Origin of the sequence: Tomitella fengzijianii (assembly GCF_007559025.1) — a bacterium.
GTDB lineage: Bacteria > Actinomycetota > Actinomycetes > Mycobacteriales > Mycobacteriaceae > Tomitella > Tomitella fengzijianii.
The window spans coordinates 3,413,278-3,435,734 of sequence record NZ_CP041765.1 but is presented as its reverse complement, the minus strand read 5'-3'; the positions used below and the strand labels follow the sequence as shown (position 1 = coordinate 3,435,734).

17 protein-coding genes are annotated in these 22,457 nt (G+C 72.0%); 6 read left to right on the top strand and 11 right to left on the bottom strand.

Annotated features, from left to right (window positions below; genetic code table 11):
- The first annotated feature begins 11 nt into the window (after positions 1-11).
- Complete coding sequence (locus FO059_RS15635) at positions 12-1,814, top strand: FAD-dependent oxidoreductase (protein ID WP_143909896.1); 1,803 nt, start codon at positions 12-14, stop codon at positions 1,812-1,814.
- Positions 1,815-2,052: 238 nt separating this feature from the next.
- Here the strand turns inward: FO059_RS15635 and FO059_RS15630 are convergent, their stop codons facing one another.
- The gene (locus FO059_RS15630) at positions 2,053-4,836 is read right to left on the bottom strand and encodes a helix-turn-helix transcriptional regulator (protein WP_143909895.1); all 2,784 of its coding nucleotides are present in this window, start codon (positions 4,834-4,836) and stop codon (positions 2,053-2,055) included.
- Positions 4,837-5,230: 394 nt separating this feature from the next.
- Here FO059_RS15630 and FO059_RS15625 point away from each other — a divergent pair, with 394 nt between their 5' ends.
- On the top strand, positions 5,231-6,955 hold the full coding sequence (locus tag FO059_RS15625; RefSeq protein ID WP_143909894.1) for a VanW family protein: 1,725 nt from the start codon (positions 5,231-5,233) through the stop codon (positions 6,953-6,955).
- Between the two features lie 6 nt (positions 6,956-6,961).
- Here the strand turns inward: FO059_RS15625 and FO059_RS15620 are convergent, their stop codons facing one another.
- The 5 genes from FO059_RS15620 to FO059_RS15600 all read right to left on the bottom strand — a co-directional run bounded on the left by FO059_RS15620 (position 6,962) and on the right by FO059_RS15600 (position 13,617).
- Positions 6,962-7,624 carry an SDR family oxidoreductase gene (locus FO059_RS15620; protein WP_143910823.1) on the bottom strand — a complete coding sequence of 221 codons (663 nt, stop codon included), beginning with the start codon at positions 7,622-7,624 and terminating at the stop codon, positions 6,962-6,964.
- A 192-nt stretch (positions 7,625-7,816) separates the two neighbouring features.
- On the bottom strand, positions 7,817-9,829 hold the full coding sequence (locus tag FO059_RS15615; protein WP_143909893.1) for a YhgE/Pip domain-containing protein: 2,013 nt from the start codon (positions 9,827-9,829) through the stop codon (positions 7,817-7,819).
- 3 nt (positions 9,830-9,832) lie between these two features.
- Positions 9,833-10,570, bottom strand: coding sequence for an ATP-binding cassette domain-containing protein (locus tag FO059_RS15610; protein WP_143909892.1), 738 nt, complete (start codon positions 10,568-10,570; stop codon positions 9,833-9,835).
- A 141-nt stretch (positions 10,571-10,711) separates the two neighbouring features.
- Positions 10,712-12,547 carry an acyl-CoA dehydrogenase gene (locus tag FO059_RS15605; protein ID WP_143909891.1) on the bottom strand — a complete coding sequence of 612 codons (1,836 nt, stop codon included), beginning with the start codon at positions 12,545-12,547 and terminating at the stop codon, positions 10,712-10,714.
- 473 nt (positions 12,548-13,020) lie between these two features.
- On the bottom strand, positions 13,021-13,617 hold the full coding sequence (locus tag FO059_RS15600; protein ID WP_143909890.1) for a class I SAM-dependent methyltransferase: 597 nt from the start codon (positions 13,615-13,617) through the stop codon (positions 13,021-13,023).
- A 107-nt stretch (positions 13,618-13,724) separates the two neighbouring features.
- Here FO059_RS15600 and FO059_RS15595 point away from each other — a divergent pair, with 107 nt between their 5' ends.
- Complete coding sequence (locus FO059_RS15595; protein WP_143909889.1) at positions 13,725-14,759, top strand: glutathione S-transferase family protein; 1,035 nt, start codon at positions 13,725-13,727, stop codon at positions 14,757-14,759.
- Positions 14,760-14,780: 21 nt separating this feature from the next.
- On the opposite strand, the gene FO059_RS15590 is transcribed toward FO059_RS15595, so the two are convergent.
- Entirely contained in the window at positions 14,781-15,035 is a 255-nt protein-coding gene (locus FO059_RS15590) for a VOC family protein (protein ID WP_143909888.1), read from the bottom strand.
- A 38-nt stretch (positions 15,036-15,073) separates the two neighbouring features.
- Here FO059_RS15590 and FO059_RS15585 point away from each other — a divergent pair, with 38 nt between their 5' ends.
- The 3 genes from FO059_RS15585 (at position 15,074) to FO059_RS15575 (ending at position 17,148) form a co-directional block, all read left to right on the top strand.
- Entirely contained in the window at positions 15,074-16,432 is a 1,359-nt protein-coding gene (locus FO059_RS15585) for an MFS transporter (protein WP_143909887.1), read from the top strand.
- Between the two features lie 207 nt (positions 16,433-16,639).
- Positions 16,640-16,891, top strand: coding sequence for a type II toxin-antitoxin system Phd/YefM family antitoxin (locus tag FO059_RS15580; protein ID WP_143909886.1), 252 nt, complete (start codon positions 16,640-16,642; stop codon positions 16,889-16,891).
- A complete protein-coding gene (locus FO059_RS15575) occupies positions 16,888-17,148 on the top strand; it encodes a Txe/YoeB family addiction module toxin (protein WP_143909885.1) in 261 nt (86 codons plus the stop codon). The genes FO059_RS15580 and FO059_RS15575 overlap by 4 nt, the downstream gene beginning before the upstream one ends.
- Before the next feature lie 61 nt (positions 17,149-17,209).
- On the opposite strand, the gene FO059_RS15570 is transcribed toward FO059_RS15575, so the two are convergent.
- The 4 genes from FO059_RS15570 to FO059_RS15555 form a co-directional block, all read right to left on the bottom strand.
- A complete protein-coding gene (locus FO059_RS15570; RefSeq protein ID WP_143909884.1) occupies positions 17,210-18,292 on the bottom strand; it encodes a phosphotransferase family protein in 1,083 nt (360 codons plus the stop codon).
- Positions 18,293-18,370: 78 nt separating this feature from the next.
- Entirely contained in the window at positions 18,371-19,651 is a 1,281-nt protein-coding gene (locus FO059_RS15565; protein ID WP_233266656.1) for a phosphatase PAP2 family protein, read from the bottom strand.
- A 60-nt stretch (positions 19,652-19,711) separates the two neighbouring features.
- Entirely contained in the window at positions 19,712-20,581 is an 870-nt protein-coding gene (locus FO059_RS15560; RefSeq protein ID WP_143909882.1) for an aldo/keto reductase, read from the bottom strand.
- A gap of 52 nt (positions 20,582-20,633) precedes the next feature.
- Positions 20,634-22,307, bottom strand: coding sequence for an AMP-binding protein (locus tag FO059_RS15555; protein ID WP_372497859.1), 1,674 nt, complete (start codon positions 22,305-22,307; stop codon positions 20,634-20,636).
- Positions 22,308-22,457: the final 150 nt, after the last annotated feature.

The following is a 22,457-nucleotide window of genomic DNA, read 5'->3' as shown; positions in this document are numbered from 1 at the left end:
GAACGATCGTCGTGCCACATGTCATCACGCAGCCCTGCTGCAGCGACGCTTCGTGCGTGTACGCGTGCCCGGTCAACTGCATCCACCCGACCCCGGACGAGCCGGATTTCCTCACCGCGGAGATGCTGCACATCGACCCGCAGGCGTGCGTGGATTGCGGGGCGTGCGTCTCCGCCTGTCCTGTGGACGCGATCGTCCCGGAGTCGAAGCTGGGCGACGACGAGCGGATGTTCACGCAGATCAACGCCGACTTCTACCGTGAGCAGCGCGAGCGGCCGGTGCTGGCTCCGGTGCTGCCGGCGGCGGAGGTGCGCAGCAAGGGCGGGCCTTTGCGGGTGGCGATCGTCGGCTCGGGCCCGTCGGCGATGTACGCGGCCGACGAGCTGCTCACCCAGCCGGGCGTCCAGGTGGACGTGTTCGACAGGCTGCCGGTGCCGCACGGCCTGGTGCGCCGCGGCGTCGCCCCCGACCACCAGAACACGAAGCGGGTGACGGGACTGTTCGACTCGATCTCGGCGCAGGACGGGTTCCGCTACTACCTGGGGGTGTCGATCGGCGAGGACCTGACCCACGAGGAACTGCTGCAATCGCACCACGCGGTCGTCTACGCGGTGGGGGCGTCGTCGGACCGCCGGCTGGGCGTGCCCGGCGAGGACCTGCCCGGCGTCGGGTCCGCGACCGACTTCGTGGCCTGGTACAACGGCGACCCCGATCATGCCGACGACTCCTATGACCTGAGCGGGCGGCGCGCGGTCATCATCGGCAACGGCAACGTGGCCCTCGACGTGGCGCGCATCCTCACCGCGGACCCGGAGGAGCTCGCCGGCACGGACATCTCGGATGCGGCGCTGGAAGCCTTGCGCGGCAGCGGCATCGAAGAGGTCGTGATCGCAGGGCGGCGGGGAACCGGGCAGTCGGCGTTCACCGTGCCGGAGTTCGCCGGCCTCATCCGCACGCCGGGCGTCGACGTGGCGGTGGGACCGGCCGAGCCCGACGGTCACGACGATCGTGCGCTTGATTCCGCCACCCGGGCGGGGCTGGCCGACGACGCGCTGCCGCATGCGGTGCGGCACAAGCTCGCGCTGCTGGACAATCTGCGGCTGGCGGCAGCCGGGGCGCGCCGGCGGATCTCGATGCGGTACCTGCTCTCCCCGACACGCATCGTTGCGGGCGACGACGGACGCGTCGCCGGAATCGAGTTCGCACGCAACCGGTTCCGGGGCGAAACCGACAGGGTCGAACCGACCGGCGAGTCGACCACGGTGGCGGCGGGGCTGGTGCTGACGTCCATCGGCTACCGCGGCACCCCCGTGCCCGGCGTCCCGTTCGACGACTCCACCGGGACGATCCCCAACGACGGGGGGCGCGTGCTCACCTCCCCGCCGGGCGACGTCCCCGCCGGCGGCACCGCGGGCGCCGGGCCCGGCGCCCGACCGGACGCGGTCCCCGGCACCTACGTGACGGGGTGGGCCAAGCGCGGGCCCAGCGGGTTCATCGGCACCAACAAGTCGTGTGCCCGCGAAACCGTGGGGCGCCTGGTGGACGACTTCAACGCCGGGCGGCTGGCCCCGCCGCGGATGGACGCGTCGCGGTTCGACGCAGTGGTGCGCAGCCGCCGCCCCGACGTCATCGACCGCGACGGCTGGCGCGCCATCGACGCGGCCGAACGCGCACGGGGCACCGACGAGGGGCGCGTGCGCCACAAGATCGTCGACCCGGCCGAGGCCGCCGCCGTGGCGTCGGCACCGGCCGCGGACGGCGCCGGGCGCCGGCGGCACGGTTGGGGAGGCTTCCGGCGGCGCATCCTGCGGTGAGGCGCCGCACGTCCCGCCGGATCCCTGCGGGGGTGCGCGGGTGCGTTATACGTTCGCACCTGCGGCGTTGAGCGCCATTGTGAGCGCAGACGCGTGCCGGGGTGTGTCGATGAGGATGGTGCGCCATGAGATGCGGCCGCATCACGTGCATAGCGGGCATCGTGTTGTTGCCACTCGCCGCGTGCACGTCCACGACGGCCGGTTCTGATCGTGGATCCCGCTCCGCCGGGAGCGTCCCTCAGCGGCGGGTGCTGGAGATGAAGGCGGCGATCTCGGCGCGCGTGCTGAGCCCCAGCTTGGTGAGCACGTGGGAGATGTGGGTCTGCACGGTGCGCGGCGAGATGCCGAGCCGTTCGGCGATCTGCGGGCTGGTCATGCCCTGCGCCACCAGCCGGGAGACGCGGTTCTCGGCGCGGGTGAGGCTGCCTGCTCCGGGTGCGGCGACCCCCGCGGGGCCCGGCACGCCGCCCGAACCACGGCTGCCCGGCCAGGAAACGCCCGCCCCGGCGCGGGGGACCTCGATCCCGGACTCGCGCAGCCGCGTGTGGAGCCTCTGCCCGGTGGCGACGGAGCCGATGCGCGACGCCAACGCCGCAGCGCGCTGCGCGATACCGAGCGCCGCCGGCGCGCGGCCGGTTGCGGCGGCCAGGCATGCGGCCTCTTCCAGCGCGGCGAGCTCGCCCAGCTGGTCGCCCACCGACTGGAACTCGGCGGCGGACCGTTCGGCGGCGGCCTGGTCCTGCGCTGCGACCGCGGCGGTGAGCGACGCGGGCCCGCGCAGCGCGGGCGCGTCGAATCCGGGCAGCATCGCGGCGGTGCCGTCGGCGATGGCGGCGACCAGGGCGTCGTCGCCGGCGAGCCGGGCCTGCCGGATGAGCATGGGTGCCCGGTGCACCATCCAGGCTCGGTGGCCGTCGTCGGCAGAGGCGGTCCACGTCTGCCCGGCGAGCTCGGAAACCGCATCGCTCTCGCCGAGCGCCAGGCGGGCCTCGGCTTCGGCGACATCGACGTCGCGCAGGCCGAACCTGTCGGGGAAGCCGCATTCGCGCCACTGCGCGATCAGCATGAGCGCTGCGGGGGCGGCGCCGCGGTGCACGTCGATCAGCGCCCTGTCGGCCACCGCCGTGGACATCCACCCGGATTCGATACGTCGGGCTTCGGCGAGGGAGTCGTCGAGGAGCATCGAGGCGATGTCGAGCTCGCCGCACGCCATGTGCGATTCCGCGATGACGCTCTGCCGGAACGGGCCCAGCCACCGGTTGACCAGGCGGTTGTCGCGCACGCTGTCCACCGGTGCGCGGGTCAGGGTGTAGGAGGGCCCGTAGGCGAACCGCGTCACCCATAGCGGCCACGCGGCGGATTCGGGACTGTCCGCACCCAGCCAGCTCTGGCTTGCGGCGTTGGAGTCGAGCACCGCGTCGAGCAGCGCAAGCGCACCCACGCAGTCGCCGGCCAACGTCAGGCCTATCGCGCGGGCCGTGCGGTAGCCGGTGAGCCCCGGCGGGGCGTCGTCGATCTCCGCGAGCGCCGTGAGCGTGCCGCCGCGCGGCGGGTTGCCGGTCATGGCGTCCAGCCACGTCTCTATCTCGGCGAGCCAGGCCGCGGACTCGCGGGGCAGCGGCTCGTCGTGCATCGCGCGCAGCACCGTGCGCGCCCGCTCGACACGGCCGCCGAGCGTCGCGAACGACAACATCGAGAACAGCAGCGTCAACCGTTCCGTCGGCTCGGTGTGCGACGGGAGGGCCCGCTCGGCCAGCTCGTAGGCCTCATACAGCCGCCCGGCGTCGGAGAGCATGGTGACGCGGGCCAGCACCGCGGGAAGGCCGGCGGGGGTGGTGATGGTCCGGGCCCGCGGGCGCGGTGGCCGCGGCAGCTGGGCGCCGATCTGCAGGCTCGTCTGGACGCGCAGCACCGAGGCGGTCGCGTCGACCCCGACCCCGGACTCGCCGTGGGCGCGGACGTCTGCCGCCGCGCCCACGGCGGCCAGCATCAACTCGCGGATCGTCGGGGCCAGCCCCGCCCGCACGGCCTCCGCGGCGACCCGCGAGCCGAACCGGATGTGCTCGCCCTCCCACACGAGGATGCCGGCCCCCACCGCCGCGTCGATGCCGCCGACGAACTCGCTCGGGTGCTGGCGGCGGGCCAGGCCGATCTCGGCCGCGGTCACCGCCTTGTTCCACACCGCGACGAGCCTGACGGTCTGCAATGCGTCGGGGTCCAGCAGGCTGAGCTGGGTGTCGACGCTGCGCGAGAGGATCTCGACCATTTCGTCGTGCTCCAGCCGCGCGTCGACGGCGCCGCTTCCGGGCACCGGGTGCAGCCGCTCACGGAACCGTACCCAGTCGAGAATCCGGTTGGCATGGGCCGGGTTGCCGCCGGTCTGCATCAAAGCCGCGGCGAGCGTGGGGCCGGGCGGGGCGCCCAGGCGCGCGCGGGCGAGCGCGAGGATCTCGTCGTCCGTGAGTGGTGCGAGGACGATCTCGCGCACGGTGGGGGCGCCGGCCAGCATGGTCAACGCGCCGCGGGCCGGTATGCCGCGCCGGGCGATCACCATCGCCGGCCGCACCTCCGCGTCGGTGCCCGCGAGCCGGGTGAGTACCGAGAGCGAGAGGCTGTCGGCCAAGTGCGCGTCATCGAGCAGCACCGCCAGCGGGCGTTCCCGGGCGAGTTCGGCGACCAGCGCGAGTGCGTGCCGGATCGGCCCCGGCGGCGCCGTCGAGTGCTCGTCCTGGACGCCGCCGAACGCGCGGTCGACGGGCGACTCCAGTTCAGGGAACAGCTGCGCGAGCACCGCCCCCGGGCGGCCGGTGGAAGCCGGCTCGCCGGACGCGAAGCGCAGGTCGACGTCCGGTGCGTCCGCCAGCCCGGCCAGCAGATGCAGCAGGTGGGTCTTTCCCGAGCCGCCGCTGCCCGTGATCAGGAACGCGGCGGGCCCGCCGCCCGGCCCGTCCGCAAGTGTCGCGCCGATCCCCCTCAGAACGGTATCGAGGATGGTCGCACGGCTCTCCTCCTCGATCCCCATGCGGACATGGTACGGGGGCGGTCGGCCTCTTACGGGGTCTTGGCCGGTTCGGTGTCCCCTCCCGGCCGGTTCCGGCGGTCGCTGCGGACGGGATGTAACGCCGAACGTGCGGCGACCGACAGACAGGACGGCCGCGTGATCCCGTCAACCCCGACCGACGGGCTCACGCGGCCTACTCGTGCGCCCGGACCGGTACCCCTATTACCCTGGGCGGAAGCGTCGCGGCAAGCGGCTCTGCCCCGGCCACGGCCCCGGCCCCGGCCCCGGCCCCGTCTTCAGCCGCAGTGCGTCATGGGACCGGTTGAAGCATGGACGTTCACCTTCGATCATGATGGTGGGTGTCCCGCCCGGCCGAGTATCCGGATCCGGGCCGACGATCGACTGAAGGAGCGCGATGACCGGCGAGCAGGATCCGGCGCCCGGGCCCCGCGCGGGCGACCCCGGCGACACCGTCGGCGGCCGTAGACGCCTGCGCATCATCGCCTCGGCGATCGGCGGCGTCGTCGTCCTCGCCGCCGTAGCGTTCGGGATCGACGTGGCGATGACGTCGGGCGAGGTGCCGCGCGGCGTGCGCATCGCCGGGGTGGAGGTCGGCGGCCTCGAGCCGGAGGAGGCCGCGGAGCGGATACGCGCACGTGCCGAGGACGGCGGAACCCGTGCGGTCGCCGTGCAGGCGGGCGACGCCAACTTCGAGGTCGTCCCGGCCGACGCGGGACTCGGCATCGACGCCGAGAGGAGCGTCGCCGCCGCGGGCACCGGTTCGATGAATCCGTGGACCCGGTTGACGTCGCTGTTCACCACCCGGGACGTCCCCGTCGTCGGCCAGGTGGATCAGGACGCGCTCGCGGCCGCCGTCGACGGCATCGCCGAGGAGGTCGACCGTCCGGTGGTCGAGGGCGGCGTGGCCTTCGAGGGCGGCGAAGCGGTGCCGACGTGGCCGCAGTCGGGTCAGACGCTCGACGCCCCGGCGGCGGCCGACACCCTCATCGAGCATTGGGCCGACGGCGCGCCGGTGGTGCTCCCCGTGCAGGTGGAACAGCCGCGGACGGACAGGGCCGACGTCCAGGCCGTGCTCGACGGGTTCGCCCGCGCCGCCGTGGCCGGGCCCGTCACGGTCACCGGGGAGGGCGCCGACGCCGTGCTCCCTCCGGAGCGGATCGGCGAGATCATGCGGATCGAACTGGACGACGAGGGCGCGCTGGTGCCCCGGTTCGACGCGGATGCGGCGCAGCGGGTGTTCGGCGAGCAGCTCGCCGGCACCGTCACGCCCGCACGCGACGCCACCGTGCGTCTGGGCTCGTCGGGTCCGGAGGTGGTGCCCTCGCAGGACGGACGCGACATCGACTGGGCCGCGACCCTGCACGACTGGCAGGCGCTGACCCGCGACGGGCGCACTCTGCCGGCCGTCTACGTGGACGATCACCCCGAGCTGACCACGGAGGAGGCCGAGGGACTGGGCATCGACGAGGTGATCGCAGAGTTCACCACCAGCGGCTTCAGCTACGCCTCCGGCGTGAACATCCGGCGCGTGGCGCAGGAGGTCAATGGTGCAGTGGTGCTCCCCGGCGAGACCTTCTCCCTCAACGGCTACACCGGCCCGCGCGGCACCGCCCAGGGGTACGTGGAGTCCGGGATCATCCTCAACGGGCACGCCGACGAGGCCGTGGGCGGCGGCATCAGCCAGTTCGCCACCACCCTGTTCAACGCGTCGTACTTCGCGGGGATGCAGGACGCCGGCCACCAGGAGCACAGCTACTACATCTCGCGTTACCCCGCGGGTCGCGAGGCCACCGTGTACGAGGGGGCCATCGATCTCAAGTTCACCAACCCGTCGTCCACCGGGGTGCTCATCCAGGCGTCCGGCGACTCGGATTCGGTGACCGTGCGCATCTGGGGCACCAAGACCGTGGACGTGGAATCGGTGAACGGGGGGCGTTCCAACTACACCGACCCGGAGCGGATCACGCTCAGCGGTGCGGACTGCTCGCCGTCGTCCGGGGCGCCCGGCTTCACCACTTCGGACACCCGCATCATCCGCAGCGCGGCCACGGGCGCGGAGATCTCCCGCAGCACCGAGACCACGGTGTACGACCCGTCGCCGATCGTCAGCTGCAAATAGGCGGCGTCAGCTCCTGCCGAGGGCCTCGGCGATCGGGGTGGCCCCGGTGTTGAACTCGATGGTGCGCCGGATGGTGTCGTCGCGGTGGAGCACCTCGGCGGTCACCGCGGCCACGTCGGCGCGGGGGACCTCGCCCTTGGCCATCGGCGACCGCGGCCCCTCGTCCGCCTCGATCCGGCCGGAGCCCGGCTCGAGCGTGAGGCGGCTCGGCCCCAGCACCGTCCAGTCCAGGTCGGTGCCGCGCAGGTGGGCGTCGGCGGCCGCCTTCGCTTCGGCGTAGGGGAAGAAGCCGTTGTCCGAGGGGACGCCGTGCTCGGGATCCGCGCCGAAGTACGAGACCATCACGTAGCGGCGCAGCCCGGCGCGGGCCGCCGCGTCCATCGAGCGGATGGCCGCGTCCCGGTCCACCGTGTAGGTGCGTTCCGGATCGCCGCCGCCGGCGCCCGCGGCCCACACCACCGCGTCGAACCCCCGGATCTCCTCCGCGATGGCGTCCGCATCGAGCCGCTCCACGTCCGCCACCAGCGGCCGGGCGCCCGTCGCCGCCACTTCCTCCGTGTGTTCGGGGTTGCGGACGATGGCGGTGACCTCGTCGCCGCGCTCGACGAGGAGCGGATGCAGCAGCATCGCCACCTTGCCGTGGCCACCGAAGACGACGACGCGCGCCATGTCGATCACACTCTTCCTACTCGGCTGCGGAGCTCGTGGCGCCGACCCTACCCGCGGCCGTCGGCGCCCAGCAGCGGTCCGCGTGCCCGGTACACACGACGAGCACCGATTCCCGGCGGATCGCGCGCAACGGGTGCTCGGATCGGCGGTATCTGGGAGCGCAGCGGTGCCAGGGGTGCAGCGGTTCCAGTCTCACACGGCGATCGGCGGGTGCAGGCGCTCGATGGTCCAGCGCCTGTCGCGGCGCGCGGCCAGCGCGCTGACGGCGATCGACGCGACGAGCACCCCCGCGAGCACGGCGACGGAGGTCCACAGCCGCCCGTCGATGTGGCCCAGCGTGACCTGGCGCAGCGCGTCGACCGTGTAGGTCATCGGATCGAACGGGTGCAGGAACTGGAACGGCCGGGACGTCGTCTCCACCGGGTACACGCCCCCGGAGGACACGAGCTGCAGCATGAGGAACGCCAGCGTGACCACGCGCCCCACCGAGGGGCCCAGCACCACGTTGAACATCTGGATCAGCGCCAGGTACGCCGCGCCGATGAGCGTCAGCACGCCGAAGGTCGCCGCCGGGTACGCCGGGTCCAGCCCCAGGGCGAACCGCACCACCAGGAACATCACCACCGACTGGGCAAGCACCACGCACAGCGCGGGCAGGTAGGAGGCCAGGACCACGCGGACGGCCCCGAGCCGGCCGGCGAGCGGGCGCAGTTGCAGCGGCCGCAGCAGCATCCAGATGATCATGCCGCCGACGAACAGCGCGAGCGACAGGAAGAACGGCGCGAAGCCCATGCCGAACGTCTCGGCGTGGGTGATGCTGTTTTCGGACAGCGCGACGGGGGCGCCGATGGTCGACGACACCTCGCGGCGCTGTTCGTCGCTCCAGTCGGGAACCTGACCGGCCCCTTCGCCGAGCCGGTCCGCCAGCTCGTCCGCGCCGCCGCGCAGCTGTTCGGTGCCGCCTGTGAGGGTGCCGGTGCCGTCGGTGAGGGCATGGCCGCCGTCGGAGAGCCGCGCCAGCCCGCCGTGGAGTTCCGTTGCGCCGCCGGTGAGCCGGTGCCCGCCGTCGGAGAGCTGCGTCATCCCGGACTGCAGCTCCCCGCCGCCGGCTACGAGAGCGCTGATGCCGCTGCGGTATTCCGAGGACGGGTCGCCGAGCTCGTGCGAGAGTCGCGCGGCGCCGTCGCTGAGCCGGTGCAGCTGGTCGAGGGCCCCGGGGGAGAGCCCCTGCGTGGCCAGGGTGTGCTGCAGCCCGTCGAGTGCGGCGACGGCCTGCCGGGAGACGGGGTCCGGGTTGGCGCGGAGCATGTCCGCCACCTGTGCCACGGACCGCGCCGCGTCGGTCTGCGCCTGACCGAGGGGGTCGAGCATGCCCACCACCTGGTCCACGCCGGCGCTGATCTGGCCGGCCCCCGCCCCGAGCTGCTCGGTGCCGGCGCTGAGCCGGCCGAGCCCGCCGGTGAGCGCCTGGACCCCGCCGGCGGCGGTGTCGATGCCCTCGGAGAGGGTCTGCGCGCCGGTGGACAGCTCCCCGGAACCCGAGTACGCGGTGTCGATGCCGTCGGACAGCGTGTGCGCGCCGTCATCGAGCTCGCCGGCGCCGTCATCGAGCTGCGCGGCCCCGTCGGCCAGTCGTTGCGCCCCGTCGGCGGCCTGCGTGAGCCCTTCACCGGCGGACTGCAGCCCGACGAGGACCTTGTCCACGGCCTGGCCGCTGATGTTCTGGCTCACCGCCAGTTGCAGCTGGTGCATGGCGTTCTGGCCGATGATCGTGCCGAGGTAGTTGTTGGCGTCGTTGAAGAGCACGTCGATCTGCGCCTGGTGCGGATCGGCGGACATCGGCGAGCCCACCGCCGCGCTGAAGTCCTCCGGCAGCTCGACGGCGAAGTAGTAGTCGCCGTCCTCCACGCCCTGCCGGGCCGCCTGCGGCGAGACCTGCCGCCAGTCCAGGTCCTCGCGCCGGAGCAGTTCGTCGGCGACCTCCTGGCCCGCGTTGAGCGGCTGCCCCTGGACCACCGCGCCCCGGTCGCTGTTGACCAGGGCCACCGGCAGTTTGGCGACCTCGCCGAACGGGTTCCAGAAAGCCCACAGGTACAGGGCGCCGTAGAGCAGCGGCATGAAGACGATGGCGACCAGCGCCACCTTGGGCATCCGGCCCTTGCCGAAGCGCTTGAGCTCGGTGCCGATCGCGAATCCGGCGAGCATGGATCAGGCGCCTTTCTGCCGGGGTGCGGGCGCGACGGCGTCCGGCACGTGGAGGGTGTGCGGCGGTGCGGGATGGGGCAGCGGGTTGATGGCGGAGGCGACGACGGTGCGGTGTTCGCCGACGGCGGCCAGCCTGCGCGCCAGCACGGCCTGTTCGCCGAGGTCGCGGACCTGCTCGAGGTCGTCCACCAGGAGCACCCGCGCGTCGGAAGCGGACAGGGCCAGGGCGATCCGGAGCAGCAGCAGCTCGAGCTCGCCGAGGTCCTGGATGTAGGCGGCGGGCGAGGGCGGCGCCAGCTCCCCGAACACGGGCAGCGTCAGGCGCGAATAGGCGCCGTCGTCGAAGCGCGGGGCGGGCCGGTACCAGGGGGAGTTCCAGGCCAGCTGTTCGCGGACCACCGCGCGCACCCGCACCGCATCGTCGATCTCGTCGATGTCGCGGAAACCGGCGAGGGCCGTGGATCGGCGGATCTCCGACGGGCGGCGCGCGCCGAGCACCGTCAGGGTCCCGGCATCCACCTTGAATCGTCCGGCCAGCGCCAGCAACAGCGCGGTGCGCCCCGAGCCGGAGGGGCTCTGCAGGATGTGCAGCCCGCCCTCGGCGATGCGGAGGTCGACGGGGCCGAACACCGGTCCGTCGGGCCCCGTGGCGTGCAGTCCGTCCGCGGCGATGGCGACGGGCCTGGCGGGGGCTTCGGGGATTTCGGTGGTGTCGGCGGTATCGGGCTGTTCGGCGGACACGCCGGCGTCCTTTCGATCACGTGGGTGGGGCGTCGGGCGTGAAGATACCGGCCGGCCCGCCGGTTCGCTCGGCGTGCGCCGGACCCGAACGCGGCCCGGCGACGAGGTCGCCGGGCCGCGGGGGACTATCGGGTCAGTGGCTCAGAATGCGGCCTCGTCGAGCTCCATGACCTCGCCGTCGGTGTTCTCGACGATCTTGCGGTTGGCCGTGAGCTCCGGCAGCACGTTGCGCGCGAAGAACTGGGCGACGCCCACCTTGCCCTCGTAGAACGCGCGGTCCTTGTCGGCCGCGTCGCCGTCGAGGGCGGCGAGGGCGACCTCCGCCTGGTGCAGCAGCCGCCAGCCCACGAGCAGGTCGCCGAAGGACATCAGGAACCGCACCGACGCCAGGCCCACCTTGTACAGCTCGGCGGGCTGCTCCTGGGCGCCCATGAGCCAGCCGGTCATGGTGGTGACCATGCCCTGCACGTCCTCCATCGCGGTGGCAAGCTGCACGCGCTCGCCCTTGAGGCGGCCGTCGGCGTCCGGGGAGTCGATGAACGCCTTGATCTGGCCGGCCACGTGGGCGAGGGCCGCGCCGCGGTCGCGCGCGATCTTGCGGAAGAAGAAGTCCTGCGCCTGGATCGCGGTGGTGCCCTCGTAGAGCGAGTCGATCTTGGCGTCGCGGATGTACTGCTCGAGCGGGTAGTCCTGCAGGAACCCCGACCCGCCGAGCGTCTGCAGGCTGTCGGTCAGGTACTGGTAGGCGCGCTCCGAGCCCACGCCCTTGACGATGGGCAGCAGCAGGTCGTTCACGCGGTGGGCGGTCTGGGCGTCGGCGCCCGAGGTGAACTCGGCCATCGCCTCGTCCTGGTGGGCGGCCGTGTACAGGTAGACGGACCGCATGCCCTCCGCGTAGGCCTTCTGCATCATCAGGGCCCGACGCACGTCCGGGTGGTGCGTGATGGTCACGCGCGGCGCGGACTTGTCGGTCATCTGGGTCAGGTCGGAGCCCTGGACTCGCTCCTTGGCGTACTCGAGGGCGTTGAGGTACCCGGTGGACAGCGTGCCGATGGCCTTGGTGCCCACCATCATGCGGGCGTGCTCGATCACGTCGAACATCTGGGCGATGCCGTTGTGGACCTCGCCGACCAGCCAGCCCACGGCCGGGACGTCGTGCCCGCCGAAGGTGACCTCGCAGGTGGCGGAGGCCTTCAGGCCCATCTTGTGCTCGACGCCGGTGACGAACACGCCGTTGCGCTCGCCCATCTCGTTGCCGTCGAAGTCGAAGTGGAACTTGGGCACGAAGAACAGGCTCAGGCCCTTGGTGCCGGGGCCGGCGCCCTCGGGCCGGGCGAGCACCAGGTGGAAGATGTTCTCGAACAGGTCGTCGGAGTCGGCCGAGGTGATGAACCGTTTGACGCCCTCGATGTGCCAGGTGCCGTCGTCCTGCTTGATCGCCTTGGTGCGGCCGGCGCCCACGTCGGAACCGGCATCCGGCTCGGTGAGCACCATGGTGGCGCCCCAGCCGCGCTCGACGCAGGCCTCCGCCCACTTCTTCTGCTCGTCCGTGCCGTTCTCGAACAGCACGCCGGCGAACGACGGGCCCGCCGCGTACATGAAGGCGGCCGGCTGGGCGCCGAGCATCATCTCGTTGAGGCTCCACCCGAGCACGCGGGGGGCGGGGACGCCGCCGATCTCCTCCGGCAGGCCCATGCGGTAGTACTCCGCGTCCCACATGGTGCGGAAGGACTTCTTGAAGCCCTCGGGCAGCGTGACCTCGTGGGTGGCGGGGTCGAAGGTGGGCGGGTTGCGGTCCGCGTCCGCGTAGGCCTCGCCGAGGGGGCCCTCGGCGAGCTTGGCGACCTCGGAGATCATCGTGCGCGCGGTGTCCTCGTCGAGATCGCCCCAGGCGCCCTGGGACATCGGCTCCTGGACTTTCAGGTCCTCGAAGAGGTTGAACTCGATATCGCGGGTGTTGCTCTTGAAATGGCCCATGTCTTCGCTTCCTCGTGACAAGCCTTGACTCGGCTGGCAGGCGCCCCGGCCGGCGGGTGGTGGTCCATCCGATAGTGCCCGGTGGCGGTGCGCCGTGCGGTGGTGTTCGTCGTTGTCGAGTTGTGGAGTGCCGTTCCGCGGGCGGTGCGCCTGCGGAATGCGGGTGTCGGTGCTACGCGTCGACGTCGAGCCGGAGGTTCGGCGCCGTAGGCGGGTCTGCCCGGTGTGAGCCGCGCACATCCACTCTACCGACGAGTAACTTACTGCTCAGGCTACTCCGTTTCGTCCGGTGCGCAAACATGAGGGATTGCTCAGATTGCGATTGTGGTGTATAGGCGCGTTGTCAATGGCGAACCGGCAGGCCACGGGGATGACGGCGGCGCAGCTTGGGCCGGCGATGTGCGCACTCGTGACCGAAAGAACACTGCGCTGAGCCGGCAATGGGACCTGTGCCGGATGCGGACCTCCGCGGGTCACGGCTTGCGCGCGAAGACCAGCGTGTCGATGGCGGTGCCTCCGGAGGTCTCACGGAACAGCTCGCGTGCGAAGCCCACCTGCATGTCCTCGTCGAGAAGCGCGGTGATGTCGTCGGGAGTGAAGAGGATGTCCGGATCCTGCGGACCGCCGACGCCCTCGTCGATGTTGCGGCTGTGGTGCCCCAGCACCAGCAGCGCGCCGCCCGGGGCCAGGGCGTCCTGCGTGCGCCGCAGCAGTCGCGGACGCTCATCCGACGGCAGGTGGATGTAGCCGACCAGCATCAGGTCGACGCCGGTCCCCAGGTCCGCGGTGGTGAGATCGGCCTCCGTCCAGGTCAGCCGCTCGGCCACCGCAGCCGGGGCCGCCGCCGCGATGCGCCGGGCCTTGTCCAGCGCCACGCCGGAGAAGTCGATGCCCTCGACCGCCCAGCCGCGGGTCGCCAGCCACAGCGCGTTGCGGCCCTCCCCGCAGCCGAGGTCCACGGCGCGGCCCGCCGGAAGGCCGGTGGCCAGCTCCACCACCACCTCGTTGGGCGGAGCGCCCCAGACGAGTTCCTGTGCGCTGTAGCGATCGTCCCACTCGTGTGCGTCCATCCCCCGAACCTAACCGCGCGGCCTAGGCTGAAGGCGGTGTCGTAGGCGGCGGCGCGTCGAAGCCGCTTGCCGACGGCTCTCCACGGACAGGAACGGAGGCGATCGCAATGGGCGACGACCAGCGAGGCGATGCGGGCCAGGGCACGTACGTGGAGGAGGGCGCGGCCTTCACGCGCGACGAGAACTACATCAGCGACCGCATCACCGCCGACGGCGCATCCGGCTGGCCGGTGGAGGCCGGGCGCTACCGCCTCGTCGCGGCGCGCGCCTGCCCGTGGGCCAATCGCACGCTGATCGTCCGCCGGCTGCTGGGGCTCGAGGACGCGCTGTCGCTGGGGCTGTGCGGACCCACCCACGACCAGCGCAGCTGGACCTTCGACTTGGACCCGGGCGGCGTCGACCCGGTGCTGAAGATCCCGCGCCTGCAGGACGCGTACTTCGCGCGGTACCCCGACTACCCGCGCGGCATCACGGTGCCGGCGATCGTCGAGGAGTCCAGCGGCAAGGTGGTCACCAACGACTTCAAGCAGATGACGCTCGATTTCTCCACGCAGTGGACGGCCCTGCACCGTGACGGCGCGCCGGAGCTCTACCCGGAGGGCATGCGCGACGAGATGGACGCGCTGATGCAGACCATCCACGTCGACGTGAACAACGGGGTGTACAAGGCGGGGTTCGCCGGATCACAGGAGGCGTACGACGCGGCGTTCCTGGCGCTGTTCGCGCGGCTCGACGAGCTGTCCGAGCGGCTGTCGACGCGCCGGTTCCTCATGGGCGACACCATCACCGAGGCCGACGTGCGCCTGTTCACCACGCTCGCCCGGTTCGACGCCGTCTACCACGGGCACTTCAAGTGCAACCGCACCAAGCTCACCGAGATGCCGGTGCTGTGGGCGTACGCGCGCGACCTGTTCCAGACGCCCGGCTTCGGCGACACCACCGACTTCCGGCAGATCAAGCAGCACTACTACATCGTCCACCGCGACGTGAACCCCACGGGGATCGTGCCGCTGGGGCCCGACACCTCGGTGTGGCTCACCCCGCACGGGCGTGAAGAACTGGGCGGGCGGCCCTTCGGCGACGGCACCCCGCCGCCGCCCGTGCGCGAATCCGAGGCGGTGGACCCGGCCGGACGCGCGTAGCGGCTGCGGGCGCCCGCCCGGTCAGCCGCCCTGCGCGATGATGTGGAACGCGGCCCCCGTGGTGTCGCGCACCCCGGCGAGCCGGCCGTGGGGCGAGTCGGCGGACGCACGGTCGCCGGTGCCGCCGAGGTCCCGGCAGCGCGCGGCGGCCGCGTCGCAGTCGTCCACCTCGGCCTCCCACCCCAGCAGGCCGGAGTAGAAGCGCACGGCGCCGTCGAAGTCGGAACTCATCGTGTCCACCCAGCACGGGGTGCCGGGCGCGTATGCGGCGGACATGGTCGCACGCTACCGCCGCCGCGCCATAGGCTGCACCTATGACGGGGACCTCGCGCGGGGCGGCGCCGACGGGGCGGCGCTCCGTCCTCGCGTGGTCGTCGTGGGACGCGGGCGCGGCGGCGTTCAACGCGGTGGTGTTCACGTTCGTGTTCTCGGTGTACCTCACGGACCAGGTGGGGGAGGACTCGCCGGGCGGCATCTCGTCGAGCGCCTGGCTGGGGTGGGGGCTGGGCGTCGCCGGGTTCGTCCTGGCGGTGACGGCGCCGATCATGGGCGGGCGAGCCGACGCGCGGGGACGGCGCAAGCGCTCGCTCGCCGTCCTCACCCTGTGCACGATCACGCTGATGGTCGCGATGTTCTTCGTCCGCGATTCCGAGCCGTACTTCTTCCTGGGGCTGGTGCTGCTGGCGTCGGCGTCGGTGATGGCGGAGCTGGCCAACGTCCCCTACTACGCGATGCTGCGGCAGGTCTCCACGCCCGAGACGCAGGGGCGGGTGTCCGGGATCGGCTGGTCGGCGGGCTACGTGGGCGGCGTCGTGCTGCTGCTGCTCGTGTACGCGGGTTTCATCACCGGCGACGGGGACACCCGCGGGCTGCTGGGGCTGCCGAGCGCCGACGGCATGAACATCCGCCTGGTGGTGCTGTTCGCCGCGGTGTGGTTCGTCGCCTTCGCGGTGCCGCTGTTCGTGGTGGTCCCGGAGGTGCCCGCGACGGAGACGACGCCGCCCGGGCGCGGCGTCCGGGGGCGGCTCGCGGACGTGGCCGGCGCCTACCGGGCGCTGTTCGCCGACCTGCGCGGGCTGTGGCGCACGGACCGGCGCACGCTCGGGTTCCTCGGCGCGTCGGCGCTGTTCCGCGACGGGCTGGCGGGGGTGTTCACCTTCGGCGCGGTGCTGGGCGTGGGGGTGTACGGCGTCTCGTCGTCGGACGTGCTCATGTTCGGCGTGGCCGCCAACGTCGTCGCCGCCGTCGGTGCGGTGGCAGGCGGCCAGTGCGAGGAGCGGGTGGGCGCCAAGCCGGTGATCGTGTTCTCGCTGGCGGCGATGATGGTGGTGGGCGTGGGGCTGCTCGCGTCGTCGGGGCCGGTGGCGTTCTGGGCGTGCGGGCTGGTGCTGTGCCTGTTCATCGGCCCGGCGCAGGCGTCGGCGCGGTCGGCGATGGCGCGGCTGTCGCCGCCCGGCGGGGAGGGCCAGATGTTCGGGCTCTACGCCACGTCCGGTCGCGCGGTGTCGTTCCTGGCGCCGGCTCTGTTCGGGCTGTTCTCGTGGCTGTTCGGCGCGGACCGGGCCGGCATCGTCGGCCTGCTGATCGTGATCGGCGCGGGGCTGGCGGCGCTGCTGCCGCTGCGGCTGCCGGGGCCGGGGGAGCGGGCAGCGGGTGATGCTGGCGGTTCGTAGCCGCGAGCGCCCCGGCGTTGGGTGGACTTTTGGCTGGAAACGCTCGGAATTTCAGCCAAAAGTCCACCCAACGCGGGTAGGTGAGGACCTGCCGGGATGCCCGAGGCGGGCGAGGGAAGCGCAGGGCGCACTACGCCGATCTCGCGTACAATATCCTGTACGTGATGGCGCTCCGGTGTGGAGCGGCGACGGGCGAGGCGGTGGGCAGTGCGGACGATCTCCTATTCGGAATCCCGGGCGCGGTACGCGGAGACGCTTGACAGCGTCATCGACGATCGCGAGGAGGTCATCGTCACGCGTGCGGGCCGCGACCCGGTGGTGATGGTGGCTCTCGACGAGTACGAGTCCCTCAAGGAGACCGCGTACCTGCTCAAGAGTCCAGAAAATGCGCGTCGCCTCCTCGCCTCCATCGAGCGGCTCGAATCGGGAGAAGGGGTCGAGCGGGATCTCGCCGAATGAGGCTGGTCTGGGACGAGTCGGCGTGGGATGACTACCTGTGGTGGCAGGCGCAGGACCGCAAGACGCTCAAGCGCATCAATGCGCTGATCCGCGATATCCAGTGGAACGGCAATGAGGGCATCGGGAAGCCCGAGCAGCTCAGACACGGATTCCAGGGTTACTGGTCGCGGCGGATCACCCTGGAGCACCGGTTGGTGTACAAGATGACCGGCGACGAGATCCGCGTCGCCGCGTGCCGATACCACTACGGGGAGTGAGGTTTCGAGTGAGCCACGGGGCAGGCCGCTCAGCCCACGCCGCCTGCTCGTCGACCGCTTCCTACTCCGCGATAAGCCGGCGGCACCGCTGCTCCAGGTAGGCCACGAGTTGCCAGAAGTCCTGGAAAGCCGGGTTGGTGGTCTGCCCGTGGTGGTAGCGGAAGTAGATCTGCTGCGCGATCACAGCCAGCCGGAACAGCCCGTACACCTCGTAGAACCGCCAGTTGTCGGTGTGCAGCCCGGTGGCGTCGAGGTAGCGCTGCACGATCTGCTCGCGGGTGAGCATGCCCGGCAGGTCGGAGGGCTGGCGCTTGGTCAGGCGCATCATCGGCTCGTCGTCGGCCTGCACCCAGTAGGCGAGCGTGGCGCCCAGGTCCATCAGCGGGTCGCCCACCGTCGCCAGCTCCCAGTCGAGCACCGCCACCGGGCGGAGCGGCGCCGGGTCGGTGTCCGACTCGGGCCCCAGCAGCAGGTTGTCCAGCCGGAAGTCGCCGTGGATCACCGCCTGGCGCACGTCGTCCGGCTGGTGGGCGTCCAGCCACTCGGTCACCGTGGCGAAGTCGGGGACGTTGTCGGTGCGGGCCTTCGCGAACCGGCGGGTCCAGCCCGACACCTGGCGGGCGACGTACCCGGGGCCGCGGCTGAACTCGTCGATGCCGGTGGCGGCCGGGTCGACGGAGTGCAGCTCCACCAGCAGGTCCACCATCCGGGTGCACAGGGTGCCGGTCTGCGCGGGGGTGAGCGAGACCTCGGCGTCGCCCCGCAGGATCGTGCCGTGCACGCGCTCCATCACGTAGAAGTCGCTGCCCAGAACCGCCGGGTCGGTGCACAGTCCCACCATCGCCGGCACGTGCGGAAACGCGGGTGCGAGCAGCTGCTGGATCCGGAACTCGCGGTGCATGTCATGGCCCGACGCCGGCTTCGCCCCCGCCGGCGGTCGGCGCAGCACCAGGTCACGGTCCGGATAGCGCAGCAGGTAGGTGAGGTTGGATGCGCCGCCCGCGAACTGGCGCACCTCGGGGGTGCCGGTGATCCCCGCGGTCGCGCCCAGCCACCGCGTCACCGCGTCCACGTCGAACACGTCCTCCTCCCGCACCCGCTTCGCGTTCGCGGGCACGTCCGCCGTGGTCTGCTCTTCGGTCACCGGGTCCTCCTGATCGGGCGGGCACTGTTTCCGTGCCGATACTCCCAGGTCGCGGAGCGGTGCGGTGCAGTTCCAACTTCAGGCGTCACGTGCGCCGGCCCCGCCCGCATCGGCACCCGCGGCAGCCGCGTCCACAGCGCCGGCCCCTTCGACCGGCGCGCCCGCCCGTGCCCGCCGCGTGCGCCATGCACTGAACCGCGCGGACACCTTCGGCGCGGTGCGGTCCCACCACCGGTCCACCGGCGGGCAGAGCCGCAGCACCGCCACGGCCAGCGCCCAGCCGATGAGGATGTCGAACACGTAGTGCTCGGCGGTGTAGACCAGGGCGAACGCCATGGTCAGCGCGTAGGCCGCCCAGATGAGCCGCCAGCGTTTGCGCACGCGCGGCCACATGAACATGGCGATGAGCGCGGTGAGGCCCGCGTGCAGCGAGGGGATCGCCGCCACCATGTTGGAGTTCTTCTGCCCGGATTCGACCACCTTGCGGGCGGCCATCAGGTGGGTGGCGTCCCAGCCGCGCGTGGAGATGCGCTCGACGTGCGGGTCGGCCCCGGGCTGGTGCGTGGTCATGGGGCCAAGCAGCCCGCCGTCGGGGGTGTCGGCCGGGTCGCTGAACATGCAGTCCGGGTTTGACGGGCCGTCCACAACCTGCTCGGCGGTGCACCGCGCCGCGGCCCATGGCGGTGCGGCGGGCACGAAGATGTAGCCGATCAGCGCCGCGAAGGAGATCGCGACGAACCGGATGACGTACTTGCGCCACGACACCCTGTCGCGCACCCACAGGAACGCGGCCACCACGTACGGGATGAGGAAGAACGACATGTAGACGGTGCTGGTGATGATCTCCCACCAGGGGATGTCCGCAGTCTTGAGCTGTTCTTGCAGCCACACGGTGGGCACGGTGCCGCCGAACATCCACTTGTCCACGTCCACGGCCAGGTGCCAGTGGGTGGGCAGCCCGATGATGATGGCCAGGTACCGGCTGAGGTCGTAGGCGGCCAGCAGCAGTGCGAACGGCAGCCAGTCGCGGATGACGCCCAGCAGCGGCCGGCGGCCGATGCTGACGGTGAGCAGCCCCAGGCAGATGAGGATCAGCAGGCGGTTGCGGTCGAAGGGGAACCCGAAGAACGTCAGCCACAGCACCACGACCACGGCCCACGCGGCGTAGCAGCTGCGGCGGATGCGGACCAGTTTGCGCTGTCGTTCGGAGTCCGGCGCGACGGCGTCGGGGTCGCGCGCGACGGCAGCGCCAGCGTCATCGGGCGCTGTGCCGTCGGGGACGGCGCCGCGCGCTGCGGGGACCGGCGTGGTCGCGCCGGCCGTCTTCGCCCGTTCGACATCCGGGTCGAGCTGAGTCACTCGACGCATCCTAAGCGACGCGCGGCCCGGCCCCGCGCCCGACTCGCCACCCGCACGGGCTCAGGGGGCGCCGAGGTTCATCTCGTCCGGGTGCAGGCCCAGCCGGGTGCCGTCGTCGAGTGCGGCGATCCGCGTCATGTCGTCGGCGGTGAGCGCGAAGCCGAAAACGTCGAAGTTCTGGGCGATGCGCTCCGGGTGCACGGATTTGGGGATGACTATCAGCCCGTTGTCCAGGTGCCAGCGGATGAGCACCTGCGCGGGGGTGACGCCGTGCTCCTGCGCGATGGCGCCGATGGTGTCGTCGCCGAGCAGGGTGTTCGGCTTGGATTCGGGCCCCCACCCGGAGCGGGAGGTGCCCCCCAGGGGACTCCAGGATTCGACGGCGATGCCGAGTTTCGCCGCCTCGGCGCGGATATCCTTCTGCGTCAGGTGCGGGTTGAGCTCCACCTGGTCGACGGCGGGGAGCATGCCGCCGCGGTCGACGAGCAGCTGCAGGTGGTGCGGCTCGAAGTTGCACACGCCGACGGCTTTGGCGCGGCCCGACTCGGCGATCTCCTCCATCGCGTCCCAGGTGCGCAGCAGCCGGTCGCGGTCCTGCAGCGGCCAGTGGATCAGGTACAGGTCCACGTAGTCGACGCCCAGGCGCTGCAGGCTCGCGTCCACGGCGGCGAGGGCCTGGTCGTGCCCGTGGTCGGCGTTCCACAGCTTAGTGGTGACGAAGACGTCCTCGCGCGGCACCGACGACGCGGCGAGCCCACGGCCCACTGCTGCTTCGTTGCCGTAGGCGGCCGCGGTGTCGATGTGCCGGTACCCGGCGTCCAGGGCCGCCCCGACGGCGCGCTCGGTCTCCTCGTCGGACGCCTGCCAGACGCCCAGACCCAGCTGCGGGATCGACGTTCCGGAATTGAGTGCGATCGCGGGAATGCTCATGTTCGCCAGCGTAAGCATGATCGGCGGGACGCGCCGTCGATGCCGGATGCGGTCAGTCGCCGCGCACCTCGGTGGCGCGCTGCTTGCGCAGCAGGAACCGCTGGATCTTGCCGCTCGGCGTCTTCGGCAGTTCGTCGACGAAGTGGATGACGCGCGGGTACGCGTGCGCGGCGAACCCCGTCTTGACGTGCGCCTGCAGCTCGCCGGTGAGCTCCTCGCCGCCGGTGACGCCGGCGCGGAGCACCACGTAGGCCTCGAGGACCTCGCCGCGCAGCTCGTCCGGGACCCCGATCACCGCGGACTCGGCGACGGCGGGGTGCGTGGACAGCACGCTCTCCACGTCGAAAGGCCCGATGCGGTAGCCGGCCATGAGGATGACGTCGTCGTCGCGCGAGGAGAAGTAGAAGTAGCCCTCGTCGTCGGTGCGGCCGGCGTCGCCGGTGAGGTACCAGCGGCCGTCGTCGGCGAAGCGTTCGGCCGTCTTCTCCGGGGCGTCGTGGTAGCTGCGGAACCACATCAGCGGGCTCGCGGGCACGTCGATGGCGACGCGGCCCACCTCGCCGGCGGGCAGCACGTCGGTGGAGTCCTCGGCGAGGACGGCACCGGTCCACCCGGGGAGCGCGTGGCCCATGGACCCTTCGCGCAGCGGGCGCCGGATCGACTCGTGCCAGCCGTTGATGATCATCATTCCGTGCTCGGTCTGCCCGTAGTGGTCGCGCACCGGGATGCCGAAGATCTGCCGGGCCCACTCGATGACCTCGGGGGTGAGCGGCTCGCCGGCGGACGATGCGCGGCGCAGCGGCAGGCTTGCGGGCAGCACGTCGGACTTGGCGCGCATGGTCCGGTAGACGGTGGGCGCGGCCGCGAAGTTGGTGACGCCGAAGTGTTCGATCACCCGGGCGCTCAGCTCCGGGGAGAACCCCGACGACAGCAGCAGGCTGCGGCGCCCGACGGCCAGCGGCCCGAGGATCCCGTAGTAGAGGCCGTAGGCCCAGCCCGGATCCGCCGCGTTCCAGAACACGTCCGATTCCTGCACATCGAGCCCCAGCTCGACGTACTCGTGGAACGAGGCCAGCGAATACACCGGCACGGGCACGCCCTTGGGCCTGCCGGTGGTGCCGGAGGTGAAGATCATGACCAGCGGCGCATCCGAGCCGGTGACGGCGGCGGGGCGACCCGGCTGCTGGGCGTCGACGAGCGTGGACAGGGCCAGGTCGCCGTCGCGGGCCACCGTGCCGGTGCCGCCGTCGGCGACGATGACCGCGGCGCCGCCGGAGTCCTCGATCTTGTCACGCTGGCCCGGGTCGGTGACGACGACTTTGGCCGCGCTGCCGGTCATGCGGAGCTCGATCGCGGGCCAGGCGAAGGCGGTGAACAGCGGCACGTGGACGGCTCCGAGGCGCCAGATCGCGACGAGGGTGTGGACGAGGTCGGCCGATTTGCCCATGAGCGTCGCGACCGCGTCCCCCGGCCCCACGCCCAGCTCGGCCAGCGCGGCGGCGCCCTGCTCGGAGCGGGAGCGCAGCTCGCCGAAGGTGATGTCCACGGAGCCGAGCTCCGCGTCGATGACGGTGAAGGCCACCGCGTCGGGGTCGTGCCTGTCGCACAGCAGGTGTGCGGCGGAGACGTCCGGCCCGCTGTAGGTGGCGATGAGCCCGTCGACGTACGCGGCCAGGTCTGCGCCGGGGTCGAGGACAGGGGTGTGCGGGGCGGAAGCGTCGGCCACGGGGACAGCCTCTCTACGGGATTGGGTTAATCGACGTTAACTGTAGTCCTCCGTGGCTGGTTTGTGTAGGGCGTCACGTTGCGGTCGGGCGCCGGCAGGAACCGGCGCCGGTGTGAAAACGGTGCCAGCGTGAAACGGCGTGGTCGGGCC

Bases quoted from the DNA above. Each gene is read 5' to 3' on its own strand.
- FO059_RS15560 (WP_143909882.1), bottom strand. From the start codon at position 20,581: ATGAGCATTCCCGCGATCGCACTCAATTCCGGAACGTCGATCCCGCAG.
- FO059_RS15575 (WP_143909885.1), top strand. From the start codon at position 16,888: ATGAGGCTGGTCTGGGACGAGTCGGCGTGGGATGACTACCTGTGGTGG.
- FO059_RS15585 (WP_143909887.1), top strand. From the start codon at position 15,074: ATGACGGGGACCTCGCGCGGGGCGGCGCCGACGGGGCGGCGCTCCGTC.
- FO059_RS15605 (WP_143909891.1), bottom strand. From the start codon at position 12,547: ATGGGCCATTTCAAGAGCAACACCCGCGATATCGAGTTCAACCTCTTC.
- FO059_RS15600 (WP_143909890.1), bottom strand. From the start codon at position 13,617: ATGGACGCACACGAGTGGGACGATCGCTACAGCGCACAGGAACTCGTC.
- FO059_RS15595 (WP_143909889.1), top strand. From the start codon at position 13,725: ATGGGCGACGACCAGCGAGGCGATGCGGGCCAGGGCACGTACGTGGAG.
- FO059_RS15625 (WP_143909894.1), top strand. From the start codon at position 5,231: ATGACCGGCGAGCAGGATCCGGCGCCCGGGCCCCGCGCGGGCGACCCC.
- FO059_RS15590 (WP_143909888.1), bottom strand. From the start codon at position 15,035: ATGTCCGCCGCATACGCGCCCGGCACCCCGTGCTGGGTGGACACGATG.
- FO059_RS15615 (WP_143909893.1), bottom strand. From the start codon at position 9,829: ATGCTCGCCGGATTCGCGATCGGCACCGAGCTCAAGCGCTTCGGCAAG.
- FO059_RS15620 (WP_143910823.1), bottom strand. From the start codon at position 7,624: ATGGCGCGCGTCGTCGTCTTCGGTGGCCACGGCAAGGTGGCGATGCTG.
- FO059_RS15630 (WP_143909895.1), bottom strand. From the start codon at position 4,836: ATGGGGATCGAGGAGGAGAGCCGTGCGACCATCCTCGATACCGTTCTG.